Origin of the sequence: Nocardia sp. NPDC051981 (assembly GCF_040680715.1) — a bacterium.
GTDB lineage: Bacteria > Actinomycetota > Actinomycetes > Mycobacteriales > Mycobacteriaceae > Nocardia.
The window spans coordinates 1-20,168 of the sequence record NZ_JBFAXK010000002.1; the positions used below are offsets into that span (position 1 = coordinate 1).

The 20,168-nt window shown below is 66.5% G+C and carries 21 protein-coding genes; 12 read left to right on the top strand and 9 right to left on the bottom strand.

What is annotated here, in order from left to right; all coding sequences use genetic code 11:
• Positions 1-572 precede the first annotated feature (572 nt).
• The 5 genes from AB0L60_RS03905 to AB0L60_RS03925 all read left to right on the top strand — a co-directional run bounded on the left by AB0L60_RS03905 (position 573) and on the right by AB0L60_RS03925 (position 5,022).
• Complete coding sequence (locus AB0L60_RS03905) at positions 573-1,355, top strand: MerR family transcriptional regulator (protein WP_364606854.1); 783 nt, start codon at positions 573-575, stop codon at positions 1,353-1,355.
• Between the two features lie 247 nt (positions 1,356-1,602).
• Positions 1,603-2,424 carry a MerR family transcriptional regulator gene (locus AB0L60_RS03910; protein ID WP_364606857.1) on the top strand — a complete coding sequence of 274 codons (822 nt, stop codon included), beginning with the start codon at positions 1,603-1,605 and terminating at the stop codon, positions 2,422-2,424.
• Between the two features lie 460 nt (positions 2,425-2,884).
• Positions 2,885-3,373 (top strand): hypothetical protein, encoded by a 489-nt coding sequence (locus AB0L60_RS03915; RefSeq protein ID WP_364606860.1) that lies wholly within the window; start codon positions 2,885-2,887, stop codon positions 3,371-3,373.
• A gap of 846 nt (positions 3,374-4,219) precedes the next feature.
• A complete protein-coding gene (locus AB0L60_RS03920; RefSeq protein WP_364606863.1) occupies positions 4,220-4,825 on the top strand; it encodes a hypothetical protein in 606 nt (201 codons plus the stop codon).
• Positions 4,768-5,022, top strand: coding sequence for a hypothetical protein (locus AB0L60_RS03925; protein WP_364606866.1), 255 nt, complete (start codon positions 4,768-4,770; stop codon positions 5,020-5,022). The genes AB0L60_RS03920 and AB0L60_RS03925 overlap by 58 nt, the downstream gene beginning before the upstream one ends.
• Here the strand turns inward: AB0L60_RS03925 and AB0L60_RS03930 are convergent, their stop codons facing one another.
• From AB0L60_RS03930 to AB0L60_RS03945, 4 genes are all read right to left on the bottom strand, one after another.
• Positions 5,023-6,618 (bottom strand): DUF4173 domain-containing protein, encoded by a 1,596-nt coding sequence (locus tag AB0L60_RS03930; protein WP_364606870.1) that lies wholly within the window; start codon positions 6,616-6,618, stop codon positions 5,023-5,025.
• A 523-nt stretch (positions 6,619-7,141) separates the two neighbouring features.
• Entirely contained in the window at positions 7,142-8,191 is a 1,050-nt protein-coding gene (locus tag AB0L60_RS03935) for an ATP-binding protein (RefSeq protein WP_364606873.1), read from the bottom strand.
• Complete coding sequence (locus AB0L60_RS03940; protein ID WP_364606876.1) at positions 8,188-8,865, bottom strand: response regulator transcription factor; 678 nt, start codon at positions 8,863-8,865, stop codon at positions 8,188-8,190. Before AB0L60_RS03940 ends, AB0L60_RS03935 begins: the two co-directional genes overlap by 4 nt.
• A 516-nt stretch (positions 8,866-9,381) precedes the next feature.
• Positions 9,382-9,804: a DUF4189 domain-containing protein gene (locus AB0L60_RS03945; protein ID WP_364606879.1), complete on the bottom strand. Its 423-nt coding sequence runs from the start codon at positions 9,802-9,804 to the stop codon at positions 9,382-9,384.
• Between the two features lie 762 nt (positions 9,805-10,566).
• On the opposite strand from AB0L60_RS03945, the gene AB0L60_RS03950 reads away from it, so the two are divergent.
• The 5 genes from AB0L60_RS03950 to AB0L60_RS03970 all read left to right on the top strand — a co-directional run bounded on the left by AB0L60_RS03950 (position 10,567) and on the right by AB0L60_RS03970 (position 14,845).
• Complete coding sequence (locus AB0L60_RS03950; RefSeq protein ID WP_364606882.1) at positions 10,567-11,235, top strand: PAS and ANTAR domain-containing protein; 669 nt, start codon at positions 10,567-10,569, stop codon at positions 11,233-11,235.
• Positions 11,236-11,280: 45 nt separating this feature from the next.
• Positions 11,281-11,484: a hypothetical protein gene (locus AB0L60_RS03955; protein ID WP_364606885.1), complete on the top strand. Its 204-nt coding sequence runs from the start codon at positions 11,281-11,283 to the stop codon at positions 11,482-11,484.
• Positions 11,485-11,685: 201 nt separating this feature from the next.
• Positions 11,686-12,117: a CBS domain-containing protein gene (locus AB0L60_RS03960; RefSeq protein WP_364606888.1), complete on the top strand. Its 432-nt coding sequence runs from the start codon at positions 11,686-11,688 to the stop codon at positions 12,115-12,117.
• A gap of 276 nt (positions 12,118-12,393) precedes the next feature.
• A complete protein-coding gene (gene phoU, locus AB0L60_RS03965) occupies positions 12,394-13,071 on the top strand; it encodes a phosphate signaling complex protein PhoU (RefSeq protein ID WP_364606891.1) in 678 nt (225 codons plus the stop codon).
• Positions 13,072-13,483: 412 nt separating this feature from the next.
• Positions 13,484-14,845 carry an FAD-dependent oxidoreductase gene (locus AB0L60_RS03970; RefSeq protein ID WP_364606894.1) on the top strand — a complete coding sequence of 454 codons (1,362 nt, stop codon included), beginning with the start codon at positions 13,484-13,486 and terminating at the stop codon, positions 14,843-14,845.
• A 586-nt stretch (positions 14,846-15,431) separates the two neighbouring features.
• Here the strand turns inward: AB0L60_RS03970 and AB0L60_RS03975 are convergent.
• The 4 genes from AB0L60_RS03975 to AB0L60_RS03990 form a co-directional block, all read right to left on the bottom strand.
• Positions 15,432-16,160 (bottom strand): NAD(P)H-binding protein, encoded by a 729-nt coding sequence (locus AB0L60_RS03975; RefSeq protein ID WP_364606897.1) that lies wholly within the window; start codon positions 16,158-16,160, stop codon positions 15,432-15,434.
• 94 nt (positions 16,161-16,254) lie between these two features.
• On the bottom strand, positions 16,255-17,121 hold the full coding sequence (locus AB0L60_RS03980; RefSeq protein ID WP_364606900.1) for an ABC transporter substrate-binding protein: 867 nt from the start codon (positions 17,119-17,121) through the stop codon (positions 16,255-16,257).
• 16 nt (positions 17,122-17,137) lie between these two features.
• Positions 17,138-17,893: an SDR family oxidoreductase gene (locus AB0L60_RS03985; RefSeq protein WP_364606903.1), complete on the bottom strand. Its 756-nt coding sequence runs from the start codon at positions 17,891-17,893 to the stop codon at positions 17,138-17,140.
• Positions 17,894-18,222: 329 nt separating this feature from the next.
• Positions 18,223-18,405 (bottom strand): hypothetical protein, encoded by a 183-nt coding sequence (locus tag AB0L60_RS03990; protein ID WP_364606906.1) that lies wholly within the window; start codon positions 18,403-18,405, stop codon positions 18,223-18,225.
• A gap of 149 nt (positions 18,406-18,554) precedes the next feature.
• Here AB0L60_RS03990 and AB0L60_RS03995 point away from each other — a divergent pair, with 149 nt between their 5' ends.
• The gene (locus AB0L60_RS03995; protein ID WP_364606909.1) at positions 18,555-19,151 is read left to right on the top strand and encodes a TetR/AcrR family transcriptional regulator; all 597 of its coding nucleotides are present in this window, start codon (positions 18,555-18,557) and stop codon (positions 19,149-19,151) included.
• Here AB0L60_RS03995 and AB0L60_RS04000 read toward each other — a convergent pair whose 3' ends face one another.
• Positions 19,152-19,445: a hypothetical protein gene (locus AB0L60_RS04000; RefSeq protein WP_364606912.1), complete on the bottom strand. Its 294-nt coding sequence runs from the start codon at positions 19,443-19,445 to the stop codon at positions 19,152-19,154.
• A gap of 154 nt (positions 19,446-19,599) precedes the next feature.
• Between AB0L60_RS04000 and AB0L60_RS04005 the strand changes: the two genes are divergently transcribed.
• A complete protein-coding gene (locus AB0L60_RS04005; protein ID WP_364606915.1) occupies positions 19,600-20,097 on the top strand; it encodes a nucleoside deaminase in 498 nt (165 codons plus the stop codon).
• The last annotated feature ends 71 nt before the right edge of the window (positions 20,098-20,168 follow it).

Below are 20,168 nucleotides of genomic sequence, written 5' to 3' on the forward strand. Positions count from 1 at the left end.
CTGGACGGCTGAGCAGACCTTCCACCTGGCCTGTGGTCCGCGCAATCTGACCGAGGCGCTCGCTCTGTTTCGCGTCTGGGCATCGGCGCGGGGCTGAACAGCGCGAACGGCGCCTGTGCCGATGGACGCCAAAACCCTCTTTCGCATACACGAACCCCGAGATGATCTCGGGGCGTTGGTCTTTGGATGGGGCCGGGCCGCGTGGTCGAATCGAGCCATGTACGGCAGGACAGTGCATGCCCCGGCGAGTCGGTCAGTGAAGGGCGACCGGTCCGTGGTTGTCATGCCACAATCTTCGGACCTCGAACCCACTCAAGGTCAAATGACCAAGATCGCCCGCCCTGGAGCAGATGCATAGGCTTCGCCGACTTCAAATCAGCTTGCCCCGTTGATCTTCGCGCAGTCCGCACTGGTCGGTTCAATCAGCACGATCAGCGGCAATACAGGATGTTCCCGCAGCACTGTTGTCGCGAGATTCTGGAGGAAGTTTCGGCTTGCTCCTGACGTCACGTCAGGTCCTAGCGTCGGCGGTACCCGCGCGAGGTGCGTCGGTGGAAGTGAGATGGAATCGGATGGGCGAGACGGGAATCGAGCAGGTGTGGAAGGTCGGTGAGCTCGCGACCGAGGCCGGATTGACGGTGCGGACGTTGCATCATTACGACCGCATCGGGTTGGTCCGCCCGGCCGGGCGCACCAAAGCCGGTCATCGGCTCTACACCGAAGCCGATGTCGCGCGCCTGTATCAGGTTTTGGCCTTGCGGCAGTTGGGTCTGGGATTGGACCAGATCGCGAACGTGCTCGCGGGCACCGTGGCGATGGCGCGGGTGCTGGCCGCGCATCGCGACTATCTGGCTGCTCAGGTGGCTGCGACGCAGGACCTGCATGCTCTGGTGGCGGCGCTGGCGACAACGGCGGAGAACCGGCCCGACATCTGCGCGAATCACTTCCTGGAATTGATCAGGAGAACTGTCATGGTCAACGACACCGTCGAGAAATGCTTCACTCAAGAGCATGCCAAGGCTTTCGCCACTCTCTACTTCGCGCAGCTCACGGCCCGACAACGCGCACTGGAGCTTTGGTACGCCGAGGATGCGCAACTCACGGTCGGAGACACCCCGTACGTGGGCACCGCGGCCATCTTCGAACAGCTCGTCCGATTCCCGCGGGCTGGATACAGCGCCAACGCGTTTGACGTCGAGTCGGACACCGATGTCTCTGCGCTTCTTCGTGTGACTGGAGATCTCGTGCTGGACGGGGCCGAAGATACTCGTCCGTTCGAGACGTCATTCACGCTGCACAGGTCTTCGGCGGATGACGCGTACTTGATCGCCAACCAGACCTTCCGAGCCGTCTAGATCGCGATTTGACGATCTCGCCTGGACTTTCGTGTCACGCAGTGCCACAAGTTAGCTTCAGGTGAAGCGCCCATTCTCGGCTCGCGCGCGGACGTTCCGTCGGCGTCGAATCGGCAGGGCCCGTTGATCTTCAGATGCCCCCGCGCTGGCCGGTTCGGTCAGCGCGGTATGCGGCAGATTAGTGCGTTCGGCTCCGCCCTGCCGTGCCGCTCTGGGGCCTGCGGGTCTTGAGGTTCACGTTGCGTGCATGTTTAGCGTCGAGGTGCCGGATCGGCCGGCCGAGTTCCAAGTAGGAGGACGGGTGTCCTGGTCTGTTGCCGAGATTGCCCGCATGTCTGGCGTGACGCCGCGCACGTTGCGGTACTACGACGAGATCGGGCTGCTCTCGCCCGCCAGTATTCGCAGTAACGGTTACCGCGTCTACGAGCAGGAGCAACTGCTGCGGTTGCAGCAGATTCTCGTGTTGCGCGAGTTGGATATGCCGCTCGATGCCATCGCGGCGATTCTCGACGGGCAAACCGACCACGTGCAGGGGTTGCGCGAGCACCACGCGAGGGTGACGCACAAGCGTGATCGTCTCACTCGGGTGGCACACACACTTGCCCGCACCATCGAGGAACTCGAGAGCCAGAAGGGAACAGGAGCCGTGACCGAAATCAACAGGCCGGAGAACCTTTTCGAAGGTTTCGACCCGAACCAGTACGAGGCAGTGCAAAGTAACGACTGGCCGGATCAGGAACAGGTCCGGCAGCGGTCGCAACAGTTCATCGACTCGCTCAGCGCCGAGGACATCGAGCGGATACAACGAGAAACGACCGCAGCGATGATTCGGATGGCCGAGTTCATGGCATCCAAGACAGCGGTAAGCGACCCATCCGTACAGGCAGAGATCGAGACGGCGTACCAGCTCATGCGCGCGAGCTGGGAGCCGGATGCTCGTGCGTTCAAGGCGTTGGCCCGTACGTACGATGATCCGGCCTACGCCGAGAATTTCGACCGTATCGCTGCGGGGCTTGCGACGTACTACCGCGACGCGATGATGGTCTTCGCCGACACCCGGCTCACCTAAGGTAGCGGCGGCCGCCGTAGAGGCGGGCTGTGTCCAGGGGCTGCAGACCCTGGACGGGCGGCTTGAGGCAGCTGACGAGCATCCTGCATTCGGCAGTAGCGGACGTTTTAGCCGCAACAGGTTCCGGGCGCCGGTGCCACCTGAGGGCGCGACAACACCGCCATCTACCGCTGCGAGTCACACTTCTCGGCGCACGTCGAAGTGCGGTGCTGGGGTGTACCCCAACACCACAGCCCCACATGCATTCAGAGAGGGTCGCGCTGGCCGGTTCGGTCAGCGCGGTATGCGGCATTACAGGTCGGCCGGTCGCGGTTGGCGGACGGAGGCCGCAGCCCTGGGATGTTCGTGGTGTCAACGCCCCAATTTGTGAAACGAATTCGGTTCTGAATGTTGGCCGGGTCGTTAAGCTCTCTGACACCCGGTGGCCTTTCTCCGGGGGAGGCAAGGAGATCTACCAGCCATGAAGCTGAAGCCACTGGCCCGCAAGGGGTTCGGTGTCCTGGCTGCCGCGGCGGCAGCCAGTCTCGCGCTGGGGGCGGCACCGGCCTCTGCCGACATCACCAAAGTCGCGGCGTACTGCGCCAAAGGCGGGATCGACGGCCCGGGTTGCAGCGCGTACATCGCTGTTTATGCTACGGACTCGGCTCCGGTGTGGGTCACCCTCGACGGCATCGTCCTCGGGGGGAGCCCCTTCCCGACGAAGCTTTACGGTGACACCTACGAGGTTCAGATCGACCTCGATTGCTACGACATACCGTTGCATGTCGTCGCCATGCAAAAGAGTGCGAACGGCGTGATCACCAGCCAGATGTCGACCGATTACACTCCTCCCGACTTGGGGGGAGCCCCGGTGATCGGCCTGACGGGGAGCGCGGCTGTGCATGCCTTCCGGACAGGAAGCACCAGCGGCTCCGCCGCCGCCACCTGTCACGTTGCCTCGTCCTGGTGAGGAACCCGCACAAGTAGGCGCCTCCGCGCTCGAATCGCAGGTGGGGCAGGCGATGCCCGGTCTACCACGAATCGTGCCCAGGGTAGACCGGCTGGCCGAGAGCGACACGCTGTCGGTGAGAACCCGAACGGTACTGAGGAGGTCGGCCGATCGGTTGCGGTCCGAGTAGATCGACACGGTGGGCGACGGGAACGAGCTCTGCAATCGATATGAGCGGATATCGCTGTGCCACAGTCGGTTGCGTCGCTGATCGGGCCACGCTGGCTGGTTCGGTCAGCGCACGATGCGGCGGAGTGGCGAGGTCAGCACTGCGCGTCAGTGGGCCTGAACCTGCAACCTGACCTGTGTTCCGTCAGGAAACTGGTGGTCGGACGCGCCGACTACAGGGTTAGGCCCATCGCACGGCATTCGGCATGAGCGCGCACTTGAGTTCGCTAGAGTCAGCCGGACGATGCGGCCGGCGCGTCGGATCTCACGAGGCGCCAGCGCCGGTTGGGTCGAGGAGAGGCGCAGAGGTTATTCTGCTTCGGAACGTGACTCGATGTGTGAGCAGGGGGTTTGACGTGCAGATATGGCATGTCAATGGGGTCGAATTCCGCTTCAACGTCTGAACTTCTGCGAAGAAATAGAGCAGCGTGTGTATCGCTGCAGGTAGAGACTCTGCTCAGTCGTTTCCGCCGGCACCGCGGTCTCGCCGGTTCGGTCAGCGCGGTATGCGGCTTGACAGTGCGTCGACGGCCACCGCTATCGAGGAGGGCCGGCACTCACACCACCGACGGCGGGCGCACCTGGCGGGAGACGCCGCTCCCGACCCCGCTGCGCGACGCCGGTCACCACGGTGGATGGGTGAAGTTCGCCGACGCCCGCAACGGCTGGATCGGGACTCGCGACAAGCTGTTCGCCACCCACGACGGCGGAACCACCTGGCGCGAGACCGATATCGAGATCAAGACGGCGGAACCGGCGTGGTCGCTCACCGTGTCCGAGGGCACCGTGTGGGTGGCGGCCACGCAGGCCGATGAGCAGACCGCAGTGTTCACCAGCCCGATCACCCGCGATGCGTTGACCGGGCCCATCGAGGTGTCGGTGCCCGGAGCCGTCGGCCCCTACCCAGTCCCCGAGGTGTCGGCTACCGGAAGCCGTGCCTGGATGGTGGTCACCGGCCGCGGCAAGAACGGCGCACGGCTGGTCGACGCCACGTGGACGCCGTGGCAGCTGCCATGCGGGAGCAGCGGGCCCGCCGACTGGCACGCGGTATCGGAGAAGCGGCTCGTGGCGCTGTGCGGTCTCCCGCCGTCCGCCGAGGGCAGCACCACCCGGGTGGTGACCTCGGTCGACGGTGGCGTCAGTTCACCGAGACCTGGCAGCTGTCCCCGTCGCGGTCCGCCAAGGCCGTGCTACTGCCCGCCGATGCCACCCATCTGGTCGCCGCCGTCGATGAATGCCTGCTGACATCCACCGACGGCGGCGAGACCTGGACCACCGCCTACACCACACCCGACCGCGGCTGGCAGCCGTTGTCGGGTGAGTTCGTTACCGAGACAACCGGTTTCGTGGTGCTGGGCCGCCCCGGAAGCGGGCCGGTGCCCACCATGATGCTCGCCACCCGCGACGCGGGGCAAAGCTGGACACCGGTCAGCTTCGGCTGATCAGCGGGACGCGGTCGCGCGCGAGTAGTTCCAGCCCTGCCAGGAATCGTCCTTCACGCGTTCGCGGACGGCGTTCGCGATGGCGGAGCGCTGGGGGTCGGGCAGCCGGTCGGTGGCGGGCAGCACGTCCGGGGACAGGTCCGACAGGTAGTCGGTGTCGAGGGACTTGCCCGACTGCCAGCGCGCGATATTGCGGTCTGCGACGAAACCTTCCGGGTTCAGGACCGACAAGGCGAGCAGGGTCGTCAGGGCGGCGCCGACGGCCACGCGCGGCACCCAGTACCGGCGCAGGCGCACCAGGCTGGCGAGCAGCAGCAGGTACACCAAGGCGATCCAGCCTTCGAACACTTCCACCAGCAGCCGCAGCAGGGTGAACCCGTACGCCTGCTGATAGGTCCACATGCGGTGCAGCGCCGACGCCACGATCACGAACGCCAGGCCGATCACCACGGCGATCGCGATCCGCAGCCAGCGGCGCTCGGCGGCACCGTTCTGCGCGGCGAACCGCAGCACGACCCCGATCACGGCGAGGGTCAGCAGGCTCACGATCGACAACTGCCAGAAGCCGCTGCGCGCGTACTCGGCGTAGGTGAGGCTCGCGGTGCGCTGCACATAGCCGTCGCCACCGAACAGCACCGCCACCTGGGTGGCCACGAACGCCGCGAACACGATCGTCAACGCGCCCACCGGGATTCCCCACTCCAGCGGCGAGAATCGGCGCACGCCCCGGCCCCGATCGGAGAACGAGTCGTCGTCCACCGCCGCGGGAGGCGGACCGGCCAGCAGGTACAACGCCCCGGCCACCCCGGACCCGGCGACCACGAACACCACACCCCACCGGATCACCGCCGGAACGTCGACGGCCGGGATCAGCCCGTCCACGAGACCCGCGAAGACCGCGTCGGCCCCCGCCAGCAACGGCACCACGATCAGCAGCAGCGCCGCCGCCACACCGATCGACCACCAGACGCGCTGCGTGCCCGTCCCCACCCGCTCCCGGGTGCCGGTCATGGCCCGATACAGCCACGGCCACGAATTCAGGCCCGCGAACGGCACCGCGAGCACGTCGAACCAGGCCCCGTACGCCGACCGCGGCACCACCGCCAGCGACCCGGCCACCGCCGCACCGGCCAGGCACAGCACGAAAAGCCATGGCGCGGCCCGGAAAGCACCCACCGACAGCAGGGCCAAGGCCACACCCGTCCACCAGACACGACCCCAGGGCACCTCCGCGAGACGACCGGACAACAGGCCGGCTGAATCGGCAGCCGGACCGTTCCCCTGCGACGAATACGCCTCGGCCGGCGTCCGATCGGTGCCGGCCTCATCGGCCGCCCGCGCCGCGGCCACCTCACCGGGATCGGTATCGGCCGGATGGCTTTGCCGCGGTTCCCGATCGTCGCGGTCGGAGTCATCCCGGTCCGAGTCGTCCTCGTCGTCCCGGACCGCGTTGCGCGCCGCACGATCGACCGCGTACACCGTGCCCGCGATCGCGAGTCCGGCGAGCAGCCATCCGATGCCGGGACGATCCAGGGGTACCAGAACCGCGGCCGCACACCCCGCAGCGGCCGTGGCGGCAAGCAACCCGTTCGGCACCGGAACCCGTTCCGACCGCGACGGAATCCGTTGCGGCGCAGCACGATAAGGCCACGACACACCGGGTTGCGGAACCGCGGCGGGATGGGGCGGCCACGCGGCCGGCCACGGAGCGGGACCACCGGCTCCCGCCGGCGCGGCACCCGACATCGCAGGCGCCAGCGGCGGTACCGCGGCCGCTGAGACGAGAGGTCGGGTCGGATCGGCGACTGCGGGATCGGCAATCGCCCCTCCCGCCACAGGCGGAGCCGAGTTCTCGGTGGCTGCGGCCCGTTCGGGAACAGGCGCGGCGGCGCGCTCGGTCGCCGCCGCCGGAGGGGCGACAGGCGCGGCGAATTCGCCGGTCGCAGTCCCCGGTTCGGTGGCGGACGAGCTCACCGATGCCGGTGCTGTGGGATCGGGAGGTGGTGTGGGTGTGGGTTTGTCGGGCATGTGTTCCTCCATCGGGTGTGCGGGACCGGCCCGGGGAGCGCGGTGCGCCGCCGGGGTTCCGGTCGGGAATGGGTGTGAAGTGCCTGTCCGGTCAGGGTGGGGGCAGGGTAACGCGGATGCGGGAGCCGGGGTCGGCAACGGCGATGGTGCCGCCGTGCAGGTCGACGATCCAGCGGGCGATGGCCAGACCCAGGCCGGTGCCGCCACCGCTGGCGCGGCCGCCGCGAGTGAAGCGTTCGAAGACGCGGGCGCGTTCGGCGACAGGGATGCCGGGGCCGTCGTCGGAGACCTCGATGACGGTGCGGCCGTGGGCGGTATGGGCGTGGACGCGGACCTCACCGTGGGCGGGGCCGTGACGGGTCGCGTTGTCGAGCAGGTTGAGCAGCACCTGGTGCAGGCGGGCGCTGTCGGCGTGCACGGTCAGGCCGGGGGCGACGGTGACGGTGAAGCGGACGGGACGGTCCACGGCGGCGGCCATCACCTCCGCCTCGGCGACCACCTCGCTCAGCAGCGGCTCGAGGTCCACAGGTTCGCGGTCCAGGCGCATCGCGCCCGCCTCGATGCTCGACAAGGCGAGCAGTTCCGACACCAGCAGGCTCAGCCGCTGGGTTTGGGCGAGGGCGGTGCGCAGGGTGGCCGGATCCGGTTGGGCGACACCGTCGACCAGGTTCTCCAGCACCGCGCCCAGGGCGGTGATCGGGGTGCGCAGTTCGTGGGACACATTGGCGATGAACTCGCGCCGCTGCTGATCGGCGGCGGCCAGGTCGGCGGCCATCTGATTGAACGCCACCGCCAGCTGGCCGACCTCGTCGCGGGAGGTGGCGCGCACGCGGCGCGAATAGTCGCCCTGCGCCATGCGTTTGGCCGCGGCGGTCATCTCCCGCAACGGCATCGTCATCCCGTGGGCGAGTACCTGGGAGATCAGCAGCGCGAACACCATGGCGACGACGGTGGCGCGCGGCGGCAACACGCCGATGCGGATCGCGAAGTAGCCGAACGCGGCCGTGCCGGAGCCGACCATGAGGATCGCCAGCTTCGCCTTGATCGACGGCACCCGGTCCAGGGGCCGCGGCAAGCGTGCCGCCACCCGGTTCGCGAGCGCCCGCACCCCGGTCACCGGAGCCTCGGTCTCGCCGATCATCGGGTCTCCAGGGCGTAGCCGACGCCGTGCACGGTGCGAATGAGGTCCGCGCCCAGCTTGCGGCGCAACGCCTTGATGTGGTTGTCCACCGCACGCGTGCCCGAGGCGTCGGCCCACCCCCACACCTCGCTGAGTAGCCGTTCGCGCGCGAGCACCGTGCGCGGCCGCCGCGCGAGATGCACGAGCAGTTCGAATTCCAGTGGCGTAAGCTGGGTTTCGCTGTCCGCGCGCCACACCCGCCGCTGATCGGTGTCGATACGCAGGTCACCGACGAGGATGGTGGCCACGGTCGCGGCGGTGCGTTCCACCCGGCGCAGCATGGCGTGGACGCGGGCGGCGAGCACCCGCATGGAGAACGGCTTGGTCAGATAGTCGTCCGCGCCGACACCGAGCCCGATGAGCATGTCGGTCTCGTCGGTGCGGGCGGTCAGCATGAGCACCGGGACCGGGCGGCGCGCCTGGATGCGGCGGCACACCTCGAGTCCGTCGAAACCGGGCAGCATCACATCCAGCACCACCAGGTCTGGGTCGCCGGCCGCCTCGGCCGCCACCCCGGCGGGCCCGTCGTGGGCGATGTCGACGACGTAACCCTCGGCGCGCAGGCGGGCGGCGATCGATTCGGCGATGGTCGGCTCGTCCTCGACCACCAGGATCCGGCGCGCACTGGTTTCCATGCAGCCGACATTAGGCAACCGGCGTGGAGATGGTTCGCGCCGTGTGTGGAGATGTTGTGGAGACCCAGGTCATACGACCTGGAAACATCGACGACGACACGACATCGTAGCATGACGCGGTGCGCTCATCGACGGATCACACCGCGCGCCTGCGCGGCGCTGCCGTCGGCGCGTCCTCGGGGGCGGTCGCCATTCTCGCGCACGGACTTGGCGGTGGCGCGACCCTGAGCTGAGTGGGTCTTCGGGCGATAAAAGCCGATCGGTCATCGGAGTTGCGGACGTTCCGCCGGCCCTGGGATCAACTCGGGCGGTGGATCTTCCGGCCTCTCGTGCTCGGCCGCTTCGGCCCTAACCAATGGTTGTGATCGATAACGGGCAGTCATCGATCACAACACACAGCACGAGAGCGGGGACTTTCACCTGCCCACCAGCGGAGACTTCCATCCGGCCATTGACACTCGACTTCCGGAGACTGATCCAGATGTTGGTGGTTGCACTCCGCGACTGCTGGTAGGGCTATTGCGTGTTCGCCGTACAGGCCGACTTGCCGAGCTGGGGAATGCTGAATGCACCGAGCAGTCCCGTGTCAGGGCCCAGAGTGGTGACCGCGTTGCGTTCGGCGTCGGCCCGTGTGGGGCCGACGGCCCAGACCGATGGGTGTCCCTTGTACCTGGCGACAGCAGCGCATTCGTTCTGGAAGCGCAGCACGACCACGCAGTTCGAGGACCCGCAATCGTTCAGCGCGGTAGCATCCGCAGTGGCGGGGTCGGAAGCAATTCCCCAGCTGTAGCGCACCATCTGGCCGGTGGGCCCATCGATGAACGCGGCCAGGGCACCGAAGGAATCCCCCTCCGCGTGCGCGGTACCCACTGCGGCCGTGGTGGTGGCGAAAGCCGCGAATGCAAAGGCCCCGAAGGCGATCTTGCGTGACAAAGACATCTGATAACTCCCCAATCGGAAACTCGTACGCCGAGATCATGCCCGACATGATCAAATTGGCAAAATTACGAGTTCCATTGGTGTGCAACCTCTTTGATGCCACGCGAGCAGCTTCGAACGATCACCGATGTACGCCGTGATCCGCAGCCATGCCCCGCCGGGGCGGCACTACCTCGGAGCGGGCGTGTCCGAAGGCACTCGAAACCCGTCCTGCGGTGGTGACTTCAACCGTAGCGATAATCGATGCGGCCACCGTGGACAGTTCACACATTGGCACGGGATGTCCTATTACCGATTCAGTGACCGATCCGGGTTACCGGTTCAGTGACCGATTCGGGAGGTTTCATATGACGGGTCGCATGTGATCCATCCAGTGAGCCTTTTCATCCATGGTTGGCTTCGAGTTCGCGGTTCTGGAGTGCGTGAATCGCTTTGGCGAGCTGTCCGGCCCTGTGCGGGCAGCTGTGTTGCCACCATCCTTCTGCGGAATGGCTTACCGGTGAGGTCGATTCGGCGGCGGTGTACGCCGAGGTCGACCGCGCGCGAGGAATGCCACGAACGCCCAGGGCAATGCCGAGGGGCCTGCGCCACCACAGAGGGGCCGACCTGCGCCAGAGTAGATATTCAAGGTCAACGGCAGGCAACGGTCCGAGCAGATTCCCGGGGTTCATCACGCGGGCACGGACACCCCAAGGCCTGCGCCCTGCGCACATTCCCCGAGCGAGGTGAAGCGCATCAGCATCCCGGCGCGATAATCCGGTTATGGGTTCTGATGCCGAATTGCCCGCGGAATCGCTGGTGTGGGCTGCGGGAGCGTATCCGGGGCCGCGGACGGGGAGTTTCCGGTTCTGGTTCGCCACCCGCCGCTGGGAGTGGTCGCCGGAGCTGTACCGCATGCACGGCTACACCCCCGGCGAGATCGAGCCGACCACCGAAATGCTTCTGGCACATAAACATCCCGACGACCGCGACAAGGTGGCCGAGACGATCGCCCGCTCGGTGGAGTTGGGTGAGCCGTTCTCGAGCCGTCACCGGTTCATCGACACCCACGGTGTCGAGCATCAGGTGATGGTGGTCGCCGACCGCATCCTCGATCAGGGCCGCGCGGTCGGCACCGCCGGCTTCTATGTCGACCTGGCCGGCACCCTCATCCGTGCCGAGCACGACGCCCTCGAGGCGCGGATGCCGGAGGTGGTGGAAGCGCGGGCGGTGATCGAGCAGGCCAAGGGTGTGTTGATGCGCATGTACCGCATCAGCGACGAACAGGCGTTCAAGCTGCTGGTGTGGCGCTCCCAGGAAACCAACACCAAACTCCGCGCCCTGGCCGAGCAGCTACTGCGTGAGTTGCCCGCCGTGCCACCGGCCGAGCCCGCCACGGTGTCGGCATTCGACCACATCCTGCTCACCCTGCACGAGCGCATCCCCCGCTGACCACATCGGATGGACAAGGGTCTCGCCCCAGCGTCGAGTGTGGTCATGACCGCCTCGGCCATGACCACACTCGACAACGCCCACGTCTGCACCATCGGCGGCGAGATCGATGCCCTGACCGCCCCCACGTTCCAGAGGTGCGTCGTGCTCAGCGGCCGGGTGGATCGGCCCGCGGACTCTTCTGATCCACCCGGCTCGAGCAGCAATCGGACCGTCGCGGCAGCTGCCGACGCTTCACATGTGGGCTAGGAGTTGTTGGTCAGCTCCTTGTAGCGCAGGAACTCCACGAAGGAGACCTGCCCATCCGCCCAGATGCGGTCTTGCTGAATACGGCGCCCAAGCCCGGCTGCCCTACGTAGCAAGCTGGACAGGACGATCGATTCTGCTGCGCCGCCGACCACGACGTCGTTACCGTTGGAGAGGTCCGTAGCTCCCTATCTGGAGGTGACCATGACTACCGCTCGCGACATCATGCACCCGGGTGCGCATTGGATGACCAGCACAGACACCGTTCAGCGCGCGGCGCAGGTGATGCGCCAACTAGGCGTCGGAGCCTTGCCGATCGGCGACAAGAACGAGCGCATGATCGGCATCATCACAGACCGCGACATTGTCGTGAAATGCACTGCCGACGGCCGTGATCCAGCGAAGATGTCTTGCGCCGAGTTGTGCGAGGGCACGCCACGTTGGATCGATGCCGATGCCGACGTGCAGGACGTACTGCACGAGATGGTGAGCCATCGAATCCGGCGACTGCCCGTGATCGAGAACAAGAGGATGGTCGGCATGATCAGCGAGGCAGATCTGGCCAGGCATCTGCCTGATGATCAACTCGCCGAATTTGCCGGGCACATCTACTCGGCGACCCCGGGCCAGCGCTGAAGTAAGCCGACAAGTCAGTGTGGTCTCAACGGGTCGGCACCCACGCAGACCCGTTGAGACCACAGGCGTCTTCGTGCGTCGCTGGGTGGCCGCACTGCCGGCGGTCGGTCACCCGCCCCGACGATTGATCTTCCGAGGGTTCGCGCCGACCGGTTGACGCACCTTCGAGACCGCCGAGTCGGAGTCCGCGGGATGGGCGGAGACATTGACCGAGCCGCGCCGTCAGCTTCTTTCCGCTGGTCAGCGGAATTGTCGTGGTTCGACGAGGATGGAGCTATGCGGACCGAGTATCACGCGAGTCTCGCTCGTCTCGCCACGCTGCTCGTTGCGATGAGTCTGCGTGATCGCGACGCGGTCGCGTCGGCGACGAACGCGTTGCTCGACGCCGACATCGAACAGGCCGAGCACGCCATCGACGTGTGCGCGGAGATCGAGACCATGCGTGATCACTGCGAACAGGCCGCCGTCGATCTTCTGGCCCGGCAAGCCCCGGTCGCCAGTGAATTGCGCCAGGTCGTGACCGCCCTCCAGCTCGTCGGCGACCTCGCCCGCATGGGCACCCTGGCGAGCCACATCGCCAGGACCGCCCGACGCCGGCACCCCGGCAATGCAGTCCCGGACTCGGTCCGCCCCCTTGTTGCGAACATGGGTGCGGCGGCGGTTGCCATAGTCACCAGCGCCGCAGCGGTTTTGGAGTCCCGTGATCCGGAAGACGCCGCACGACTCGATCAGCAGGACGACGTGATGGACGAACTGCACCGCGAACTGTTCACTACGGTGCGCGGTCCGGACTGGCACGACGGAGTCACTGCCGCTGTCGATCTCGCTCTGCTCGCCCACTACTACGAGCGGTTCGCCGATCACGCCGTGCAAGTCGGACGCCGCACCATCTTCCTCGCCACCGGCGAAAACCCACAGACCTGGCTCGCCGATCGGCAATCACTCGATACCTGACCGCGCGCGAGACTTTGGACACGGAACGCTTGTCCAACATCGCACAATTGTCAGAAGAGGATGTCCTGAGCCGCAGTCGGTCTCGCTGTTGGCCGCGCCCACTCCGGCCGATACCGCGCGGGATGCGGCATCAGCGTGCGTTCGCGCTTTGAAGATTGCCGCGGTAGCAGTGGAGAGTCCCGACACCGCGCTCCGGCCCACTCAACTGCGATCGGCGAATGTTGATGTCCCGGCGGGGTCATACGTAACTGTCATTACCTTCGTTGGTCCGATCCGCCCGTGTTATTTGCTATAGAATTGCTGATTTGGTGTGGGTCTGATCGAAGGTGGTTCGCATCCGTCAAGTCGTGGGTGCGGGCGGTGCCGTGGCCCGATGGTGGCCAGGAGAACTTCGAGACGAAGGCGGCTCTCGATGACGGACTTCGACTATTGCGTAATCGGTGGCGGATTCGCGGGATTGACGGCTGCGTTGCGGCTGAAGCAGGCGGAGCGATCGGTGGTGGTGCTGGAAGCCCGCGACCGGCTCGGCGGGCGCACATTCACCGAGGTGCGCGCGGATGGTTGCTGGATCGACCGCGGTGGCGCCTGGATAGGGCCGGGACAGGACCGCATCCAGGCCTTGATGAACGAGTTCGGGGTACGGAGTTACCAGCAGTACACCGACGGTGAGGCCATGATGGTCGTCGACAGCAAGCAGTACCGCTACAGCGGCACGATCCCGTGGACGATGAGCCCCTGGGCGTCGATGAATCTCGGCGCGAGCTTTGTCGAGCTGGGGCACATGTGCAGGTCGATCCCGCTCGAGGCGCCGTGGGAGGCGAAGAAGGCCGACAAGTGGGATCGGATGAGCCTGGCGCAGTGGCTGGATCGCACCGTCTGGTCCAAGCCCGCCCACGATCTGCTCGAGACTGCCATCGCGGGCAGTTACACCTCGGCCGCCTCGGAAGTATCGATGCTCTTCGCGCTGTATCAGATGGCATCGGGAGGTGGGCCCAACTTCGTCTTCGGCGTCAAGGGCGGCGCCCAGGACGCCCGGCCGGTCGGGGGCATGGGTGCGATCTACGGGCCGATGGCGGCCCAGCTCGGCGACTCGATTCACCTGTCGCAGCCGGTGCACAGCATCGAGCAGGACGCCGCCGGGGTGAGGGTGCATGCGAATGGGTCGACGGTGTGCGCACGTCGGGCGATCGTGGCCGTCCCCCTGGCGATCGCAGGTCAGATCCGGTACGAGCCGATGTTGCCGGTCGATCGCTCGTTCCTGCATCAGCGGGTGCCCAGTGGCTCGATCATCAAGATTTCCGTCGTATACGACGAGCCGTTCTGGCGGCGCGACGGATTGTCGGGCCAGTCGGCCGCGCCGGGATCGCCGGCCACCGTCACCATCGACGGCTGCACCGACGCCGGGCGGCCCGGGGTCCTGTGCGTCATTTCCGAAGGGCCCATCGCACGGCAGATCGGTCGACTCGATCCCGCCGAACGCAGGACGGCGATACTCCACGAATTGGTCACGCGATTCGGCGAAAAAGCCGGTGTCCCAGTCGACTACATCGAGCAGGACTGGAGTGCCGAGCGCTATTCCGGTGGCGGGATGCTCAGTCACACGCCGACCGGTGTGCTCACCGAGTTCGGCCGTACGCTGCGCGAACCGTGCGGTCGAATCCACTGGGCCGGAACCGAGAGCTCGGCCGTCATGTGCGGTTGGGTCGACGGAGCCGTGCGCTCGGGTGAACGCGCCGCGAGCGAAGTGCTGCAGCATGAGCTCGCCGCGGTCTGAGGTCGGCGGATGGGCCTCGGGCCGGGCTTCCCGCGGCCCACCGCTGCACCCCCATGCCGCATACCAGCAGCTCACTACGGGCGCGCTACCTCGTTCCTGGATAGCCTCATGGAATCGCCCTGCTGCGGGATCTGCTCGAGGCAACCGCGGCCCAGGCCCGATCTGTTGACCCGGCCTTGTCCGGGCCGAAATGTGGCCGTTGGTGAGTCGGCTGAAGATGTTGTGTACCAGTGTATTTCGCTGCCCGATCGGCACGGTGACACGGTCGATCATCCTCGGATCGGGTGAGTGGTCGACTACTCGCTACGGTCAGGCTTCCGCACCGACCGCTGGAATCCGAACCCAGCGGCGTGGTTCGACGTGCCGTTGACTTCCTCACCCCGTGCTGCCGGGTCGAAGGCCTCGGGGTACTGCCGTCGTGCCTTGTTAAGGAGACCAGGCTCGATGCTGGTGCCGCGGCGGGTGGGGTCGGTCACGGGTAGTTGCTACCTGTTCGGATCCTCGAACCGGCGATGGGACGCACCCAGACGCCGCCTCGATCAATTCGAGTGAAGCCTTTTCTGATTTCGCCAATTGCGGAAGCGGGTCAGGAGAGCCAGTCGGAGTAGTGGGTCGGGGCGAGGTGGGCGTCTTTATCGGTGAGGACGTCGCCCTTGACTTGGGCGAACATGCCGGCGGTGGGGTCGGTTACTACGGTTCGGCTGTCGCCTTTGCGGGCCAGGGTGATTCGGCCCAGTTCGTCGAGGGGGAAGATGTCGGGTCCGGCGATGTGGCGGGCGCCGTTCAGCGGGGCGCCGGTCGCGACTTCCGCTACCGCGGCGGCGACGTCCTTCGCGGCGATCGGCTGGATCGGTGTCGTGGGCAGTCGGACGGTGTCACCGTCGGTGGTCCAGGACAGCACGGCGTCGATGAACTCCATGAACTGTGTGGCCCGGACGATGGAGTAGGGGATCGACCCGGCCGCCAGGATGTTCTCCTGCAGCACTTTTGCCCGGTAGTAGTCCAGGTCCTGCACCTGGTCCGCGCCGATGATCGACAGGATGACGAAATGGCCCACGCCCTGGCGGCGGGCAGCGGCCAGGAGATTGTCCATGGGGGTCTGGAAGAACGCCGGAGAGGCCTCGTCGAAGGTCGGGGAATTGGTCAGGTTGACGACGACGTCGGCACCGGCCAGGGCTTCATTCAATCCGTTGCCGCTGATGACATCGACACCGGTGGAATGCGAGTGCGGTATCGCCAGGTGTCCGGCGGCGTTCAGATCCTCGACGACCTGCGACCCGATCAGTCCGGTGCCGCCGATGACTGCGAGTTTCATGAGATGTCCTTCCGGGTGGTGTATCGACCTGTCTGGTTCCGTGAAACCTGTTGTGGTTCTGTCGAATACGTCTCAGCATCGCCGCATCCGGCTGCTAGATGGTGCGGTAGAAGTCGGCCGCGGTGACGGTGACGGGCACCCCGAGTTCGGTGGCTACCGCAGTGATCGCGGTATTGCCGATGGTGAGGTCGGCGTGGCCGTCGGTGGTGAAATACGGTGCGATGAAAGCCTTGTAGTGGGCTCGGACTTCGTCCGCGGTGTGTCTGCCGAGGAAGGTTCGCAGATGTCGCACCGTGGTATCGGTGTCGTCGTGGATCACCTGCAGCGCACGCCGGTGGGCTCGTACGACGGCCTGGACCGCGGGAGCGTCGGGACTGAGGTAGGTCGGATCGACGGCTACACCGACGGTGGGGATCTGGAGGAGTTCGCCGACCCAGGCCACTACCTGCCAGCCCTCAACTGCGGCAACAGCTTCGGGTGCCATGGTGCTGCCGACGACGGCGGCATCGATCGTGCCGTCGTGCAGCATGCGCAGGTCCATCCCGTAGTCGCCGGGTGGGCGGGCGATCGAGTGGATGTCGTGGTCCGGGTCCAGACCGACCCGGCGTAACGCGATCCGCGCAAAGCATCCGGGCGCGGTGTGGGGCGCGTGTACCGCGACCTGTTTGCCGGACAGGCCGGCCGGCGAGGTCATGCCGGAGCGGGCCAGGATCCAGAACAGTGGCCGGTGGGTGTTGACAGTCAGCGCGACCCAGGGAATTCCATTGGTCAACCGGGACAGCAGGGCCCGGCCGAGCCCGATGGTGGCGCACCGCCGCAGTCGTTCCTCATCCCAGGTGCAGCCGTCACGCAGGGCGACGTGGACGCCCTCGTCGGCGTAAAAGTCCTGTTGGTCGGCGATATACGCAACCAGTTCCTCGTGAAATCCCCGACCGACGTAGGCGAGATCGATCGTGTCCATGAGCGTTCTTCCCTCGTCAGTACATGGCCATGCCGCCGTTCACCGCGGCGGTGGTGCCGGTCATGAAGGAGTTGTCCTCGCTGGCGTAGAACGCGACCGCCTGGGCGACGTCCCCGGCCAGGGCCAGGCGGCCCAGCGGTGTCGCGGCCACCTGCCGCCGTTTGATCCCGTCGTCGAGCACACCCGCGATGCGGGTGTCCTCCACCGGGCCGGGCTCCACCACATTGACCGTGATGGCCCACGGCCCGAGTTCCTGGGCGAGGTAGCGAGCGAACTGCGCGAGTGCGGCTTTGGCGGTGCCCAGCGCGATCATGCCCGCTCGGGGCCGGCGGCTGAGCCCGGTGCCGATATAGATGATGCGCCCCCAGCCCTGGGCGGTCATGGTCGGCAGGACGGCCTTGGTAACGGTGAACGCGGCACGCATTTCGTCATCGAGCTTGCCGCCCAGTTCTTTCCATGTCATGTCCTGGAACGACTTGATCGCATACGGGGTGAGTGCGTTGTGCACGAGCACGTCGACGCCACCCCACTGCGCCTGCACCTGTTCGATCAAGTTCTCGACCGCGGCGGACTCACGGACATCGGCCTGTACAGCCAGCGCGTGGCCGCCTGCCTCTCCGATCCCGGCCACGACCTCCTCGGCCGCCGCCTCGCTGTGCAGGTAATTGACCACCACGCGCATTCCTCGCGCCGCCAGCAGACGCGCGGTGGCCGCGCCGATTCCGCTGCTGGCCCCTGTCACCAATGCCACTCGCCCCGTAGCTGTGACCATGGTGCGACCTCCTTGTGATCCGCTCCGTTGAGCACGATGCCGACCGTGACTTGCGGCACATCGGTGACGGTGCGGTCGAGTTTGTAGCCGCGAGGCGAGCAGACGCTCCAGCCTGTCGCGGGTAGATCACCGGGCTGCGTTCCACGGTCGTGAACGGTCGATCCAGCTTCGGAATCCCACTCGGCTCGGATCCGACTGTGCCCGCTGTGCATCGGTCGCAGTTGAAGGGGTTGTGCGACAGTGATTTCGGAGACGGGCGAGAAATGGCCGCGTCCGAGCGAGCGGCCCACCGCGCGGTGCGCGGTTGGGCCGTGACCTCGCTCTGCGCGTCAGATGCAGATGTTGAAGAAGAAGAAGCCCAGCGGGACGCCGAAGCAGAACGTGACCGAGCCGAGGGTGTCGGTGACCGGCACGGGGGTGGGCGGAGCGGCCGATGCGGTGGGAGCGGCCAGCCCGGCGAGCGACATCGCGATGCCGGTCGCGGCGATTATCGAGGCAATTGTGGTCTTCATTTCCGAGTTCCGTTCCTTGGATGAGCGATGGCGATTCAGACCCCGACCCGGAACAGCTGTCCAATCGATCTTCCGCCGATGATCTCCCGGCGACAACCCCCCGGCCTACACTACTAAACGCCAGTTCGGCTTGTGTTTGTGGAGGTTCGGTGACAGATGGCGAGGTTCGGCGGCGGCCGGGCGGCAGATCTGCCCGGGTGCGGGAGGCCGTGCTCGAGGCGGCGTTGAATGTGCTGGCGGACAAGGGGGTTGGCGAGTTCGCGGTATCGGATGTGGTCGCAGCGTCGGGGGTGCACGAGACGACGATCTATCGGCGTTGGGGCAGCCGGGACGAGCTGATCATCGACACCCTGCTCAGCTACAGCGAGCAGCGGATACCGGTGCCCGATACCGGGGCGATCCGGACCGACCTCTACGCACTGCTCGATGCCGTCGCGGCCTACCTCGGCACGCCGCACGGCCGGGCACTCAATCAGGCGCTGTCGTTCGGCGGTGGCGAACCGCGGTGGGCGCGCGTGCGGGAGGCGTTCTGGACCATGCGGCTCGAACTGACCAGGCCGATCGTCGAGCGCGGCGTCGACCGCGGCGAGCTGCCCGCGGGGACCGACCCGCGGCTGCTGCTCGAAACCTTGATCGCGCCACTGCAATTCCGCACGCTGGTCACCCGGGAACCGATCGACCCGCAGCTGTGCGTGCGCCTCGTCGATCTGCTGCTCGACGGCGCGATCTCCGGTCCGCGGCCGTGATCACCGCATCGGCGACGATCCGGCCGCGACCGGACCCGCCGCGATCATCCAATTACTGAACTCCGTGGCCAGGTGCCACTGGTGTTCGCGAATCAGCCGGGCCGGGAACACCCCCGGGAACTGCACGGTCAGCAGGGCCTCCATCCCGCCGTCCCGATCCCGGAGTTGATGGCGCACGCGGGCGCGGCGTGATTCCCATGCCAGCACCCGGTCGCGGGACACCCTTTCGCTGCCGATGACCAGCCGGATCTCGACGGGATCCGCCGTGCTCCGCCGTTCCTCCGCGCCCGCCATGCCGCCTCCCTAAAGCTAGTTCAACTAGTGTTAAGAATGGGTGAGGTGCCTGTTAAAAGCAAGAGGTACCCGCGTTTGCGGCCCGCGACCCGCCTCCCGGCGATCTTCGAACCCCTCCGGTGCCGCCGAAGTGGTTGTGTGGCAAGGTGTTCGGGTGGTCGAATCGCTCAGCGAGCGGGATATGGAAAATCTGCTGACGGCTGTCGGCGTTGCGCGGCGGTCGCGTGAGCACGGCAATCATCCATTCGGGGCGGTGCTGGCCGAGCCCGGGGGAAGGGTGTTGCTGGAGGCGGAGAACACGGTGATCACCGCGCGTGACGCGACGGGACATGCGGAAACGAATCTGGTGCGGCTGGCGAGCACCGCCTATGACGCCGAGTTTCTGCGTGGCTGCACTCTTTACACCAGTACCGAACCCTGCGCAATGTGCGCGGGGGCGATCTACTGGGGAAATATCGGGCGGGTGGTTTATGCGCTCGGTGAGGACCAGCTCTTGGCCCTGACCGGTGCGGATCCCGAGAACCCGACGATGGCGCTGCCCTGTCGTGCGGTATTCGCCGCCGGTCAGCGCGCACTGCCGGTCATCGGCCCGATCGAGCTCGCGGAGGCAAGGGCGGTACACGACGGTTTCTGGCGGGCAAGACCGGCGTAGTAATACCTTCCACCGCATAGGTATTCGCATTTCCGGCAGCCCGAAAGGGGGTCGCCGGCAGGTAGCGGATG

Coding starts and splice junctions, on each gene's coding strand:
- AB0L60_RS03905 (WP_364606854.1), top strand. CDS start 573: ATGGGCGAGACGGGAATCGAGCAGGTGTGGAAGGTCGGTGAGCTCGCG.
- AB0L60_RS03910 (WP_364606857.1), top strand. CDS start 1,603: ATGTTTAGCGTCGAGGTGCCGGATCGGCCGGCCGAGTTCCAAGTAGGA.
- AB0L60_RS03915 (WP_364606860.1), top strand. CDS start 2,885: ATGAAGCTGAAGCCACTGGCCCGCAAGGGGTTCGGTGTCCTGGCTGCC.
- AB0L60_RS03935 (WP_364606873.1), bottom strand. CDS start 8,191: ATGATCGGCGAGACCGAGGCTCCGGTGACCGGGGTGCGGGCGCTCGCG.
- AB0L60_RS03940 (WP_364606876.1), bottom strand. CDS start 8,865: ATGGAAACCAGTGCGCGCCGGATCCTGGTGGTCGAGGACGAGCCGACC.
- AB0L60_RS03945 (WP_364606879.1), bottom strand. CDS start 9,804: ATGTCTTTGTCACGCAAGATCGCCTTCGGGGCCTTTGCATTCGCGGCT.
- AB0L60_RS03950 (WP_364606882.1), top strand. CDS start 10,567: ATGGGTTCTGATGCCGAATTGCCCGCGGAATCGCTGGTGTGGGCTGCG.
- AB0L60_RS03955 (WP_364606885.1), top strand. CDS start 11,281: ATGACCGCCTCGGCCATGACCACACTCGACAACGCCCACGTCTGCACC.
- AB0L60_RS03960 (WP_364606888.1), top strand. CDS start 11,686: ATGACTACCGCTCGCGACATCATGCACCCGGGTGCGCATTGGATGACC.
- phoU (WP_364606891.1), top strand. CDS start 12,394: ATGCGGACCGAGTATCACGCGAGTCTCGCTCGTCTCGCCACGCTGCTC.
- AB0L60_RS03970 (WP_364606894.1), top strand. CDS start 13,484: ATGACGGACTTCGACTATTGCGTAATCGGTGGCGGATTCGCGGGATTG.
- AB0L60_RS03975 (WP_364606897.1), bottom strand. CDS start 16,160: ATGAAACTCGCAGTCATCGGCGGCACCGGACTGATCGGGTCGCAGGTC.
- AB0L60_RS03980 (WP_364606900.1), bottom strand. CDS start 17,121: ATGGACACGATCGATCTCGCCTACGTCGGTCGGGGATTTCACGAGGAA.
- AB0L60_RS03985 (WP_364606903.1), bottom strand. CDS start 17,893: ATGGTCACAGCTACGGGGCGAGTGGCATTGGTGACAGGGGCCAGCAGC.
- AB0L60_RS03990 (WP_364606906.1), bottom strand. CDS start 18,405: ATGAAGACCACAATTGCCTCGATAATCGCCGCGACCGGCATCGCGATG.
- AB0L60_RS04000 (WP_364606912.1), bottom strand. CDS start 19,445: ATGGCGGGCGCGGAGGAACGGCGGAGCACGGCGGATCCCGTCGAGATC.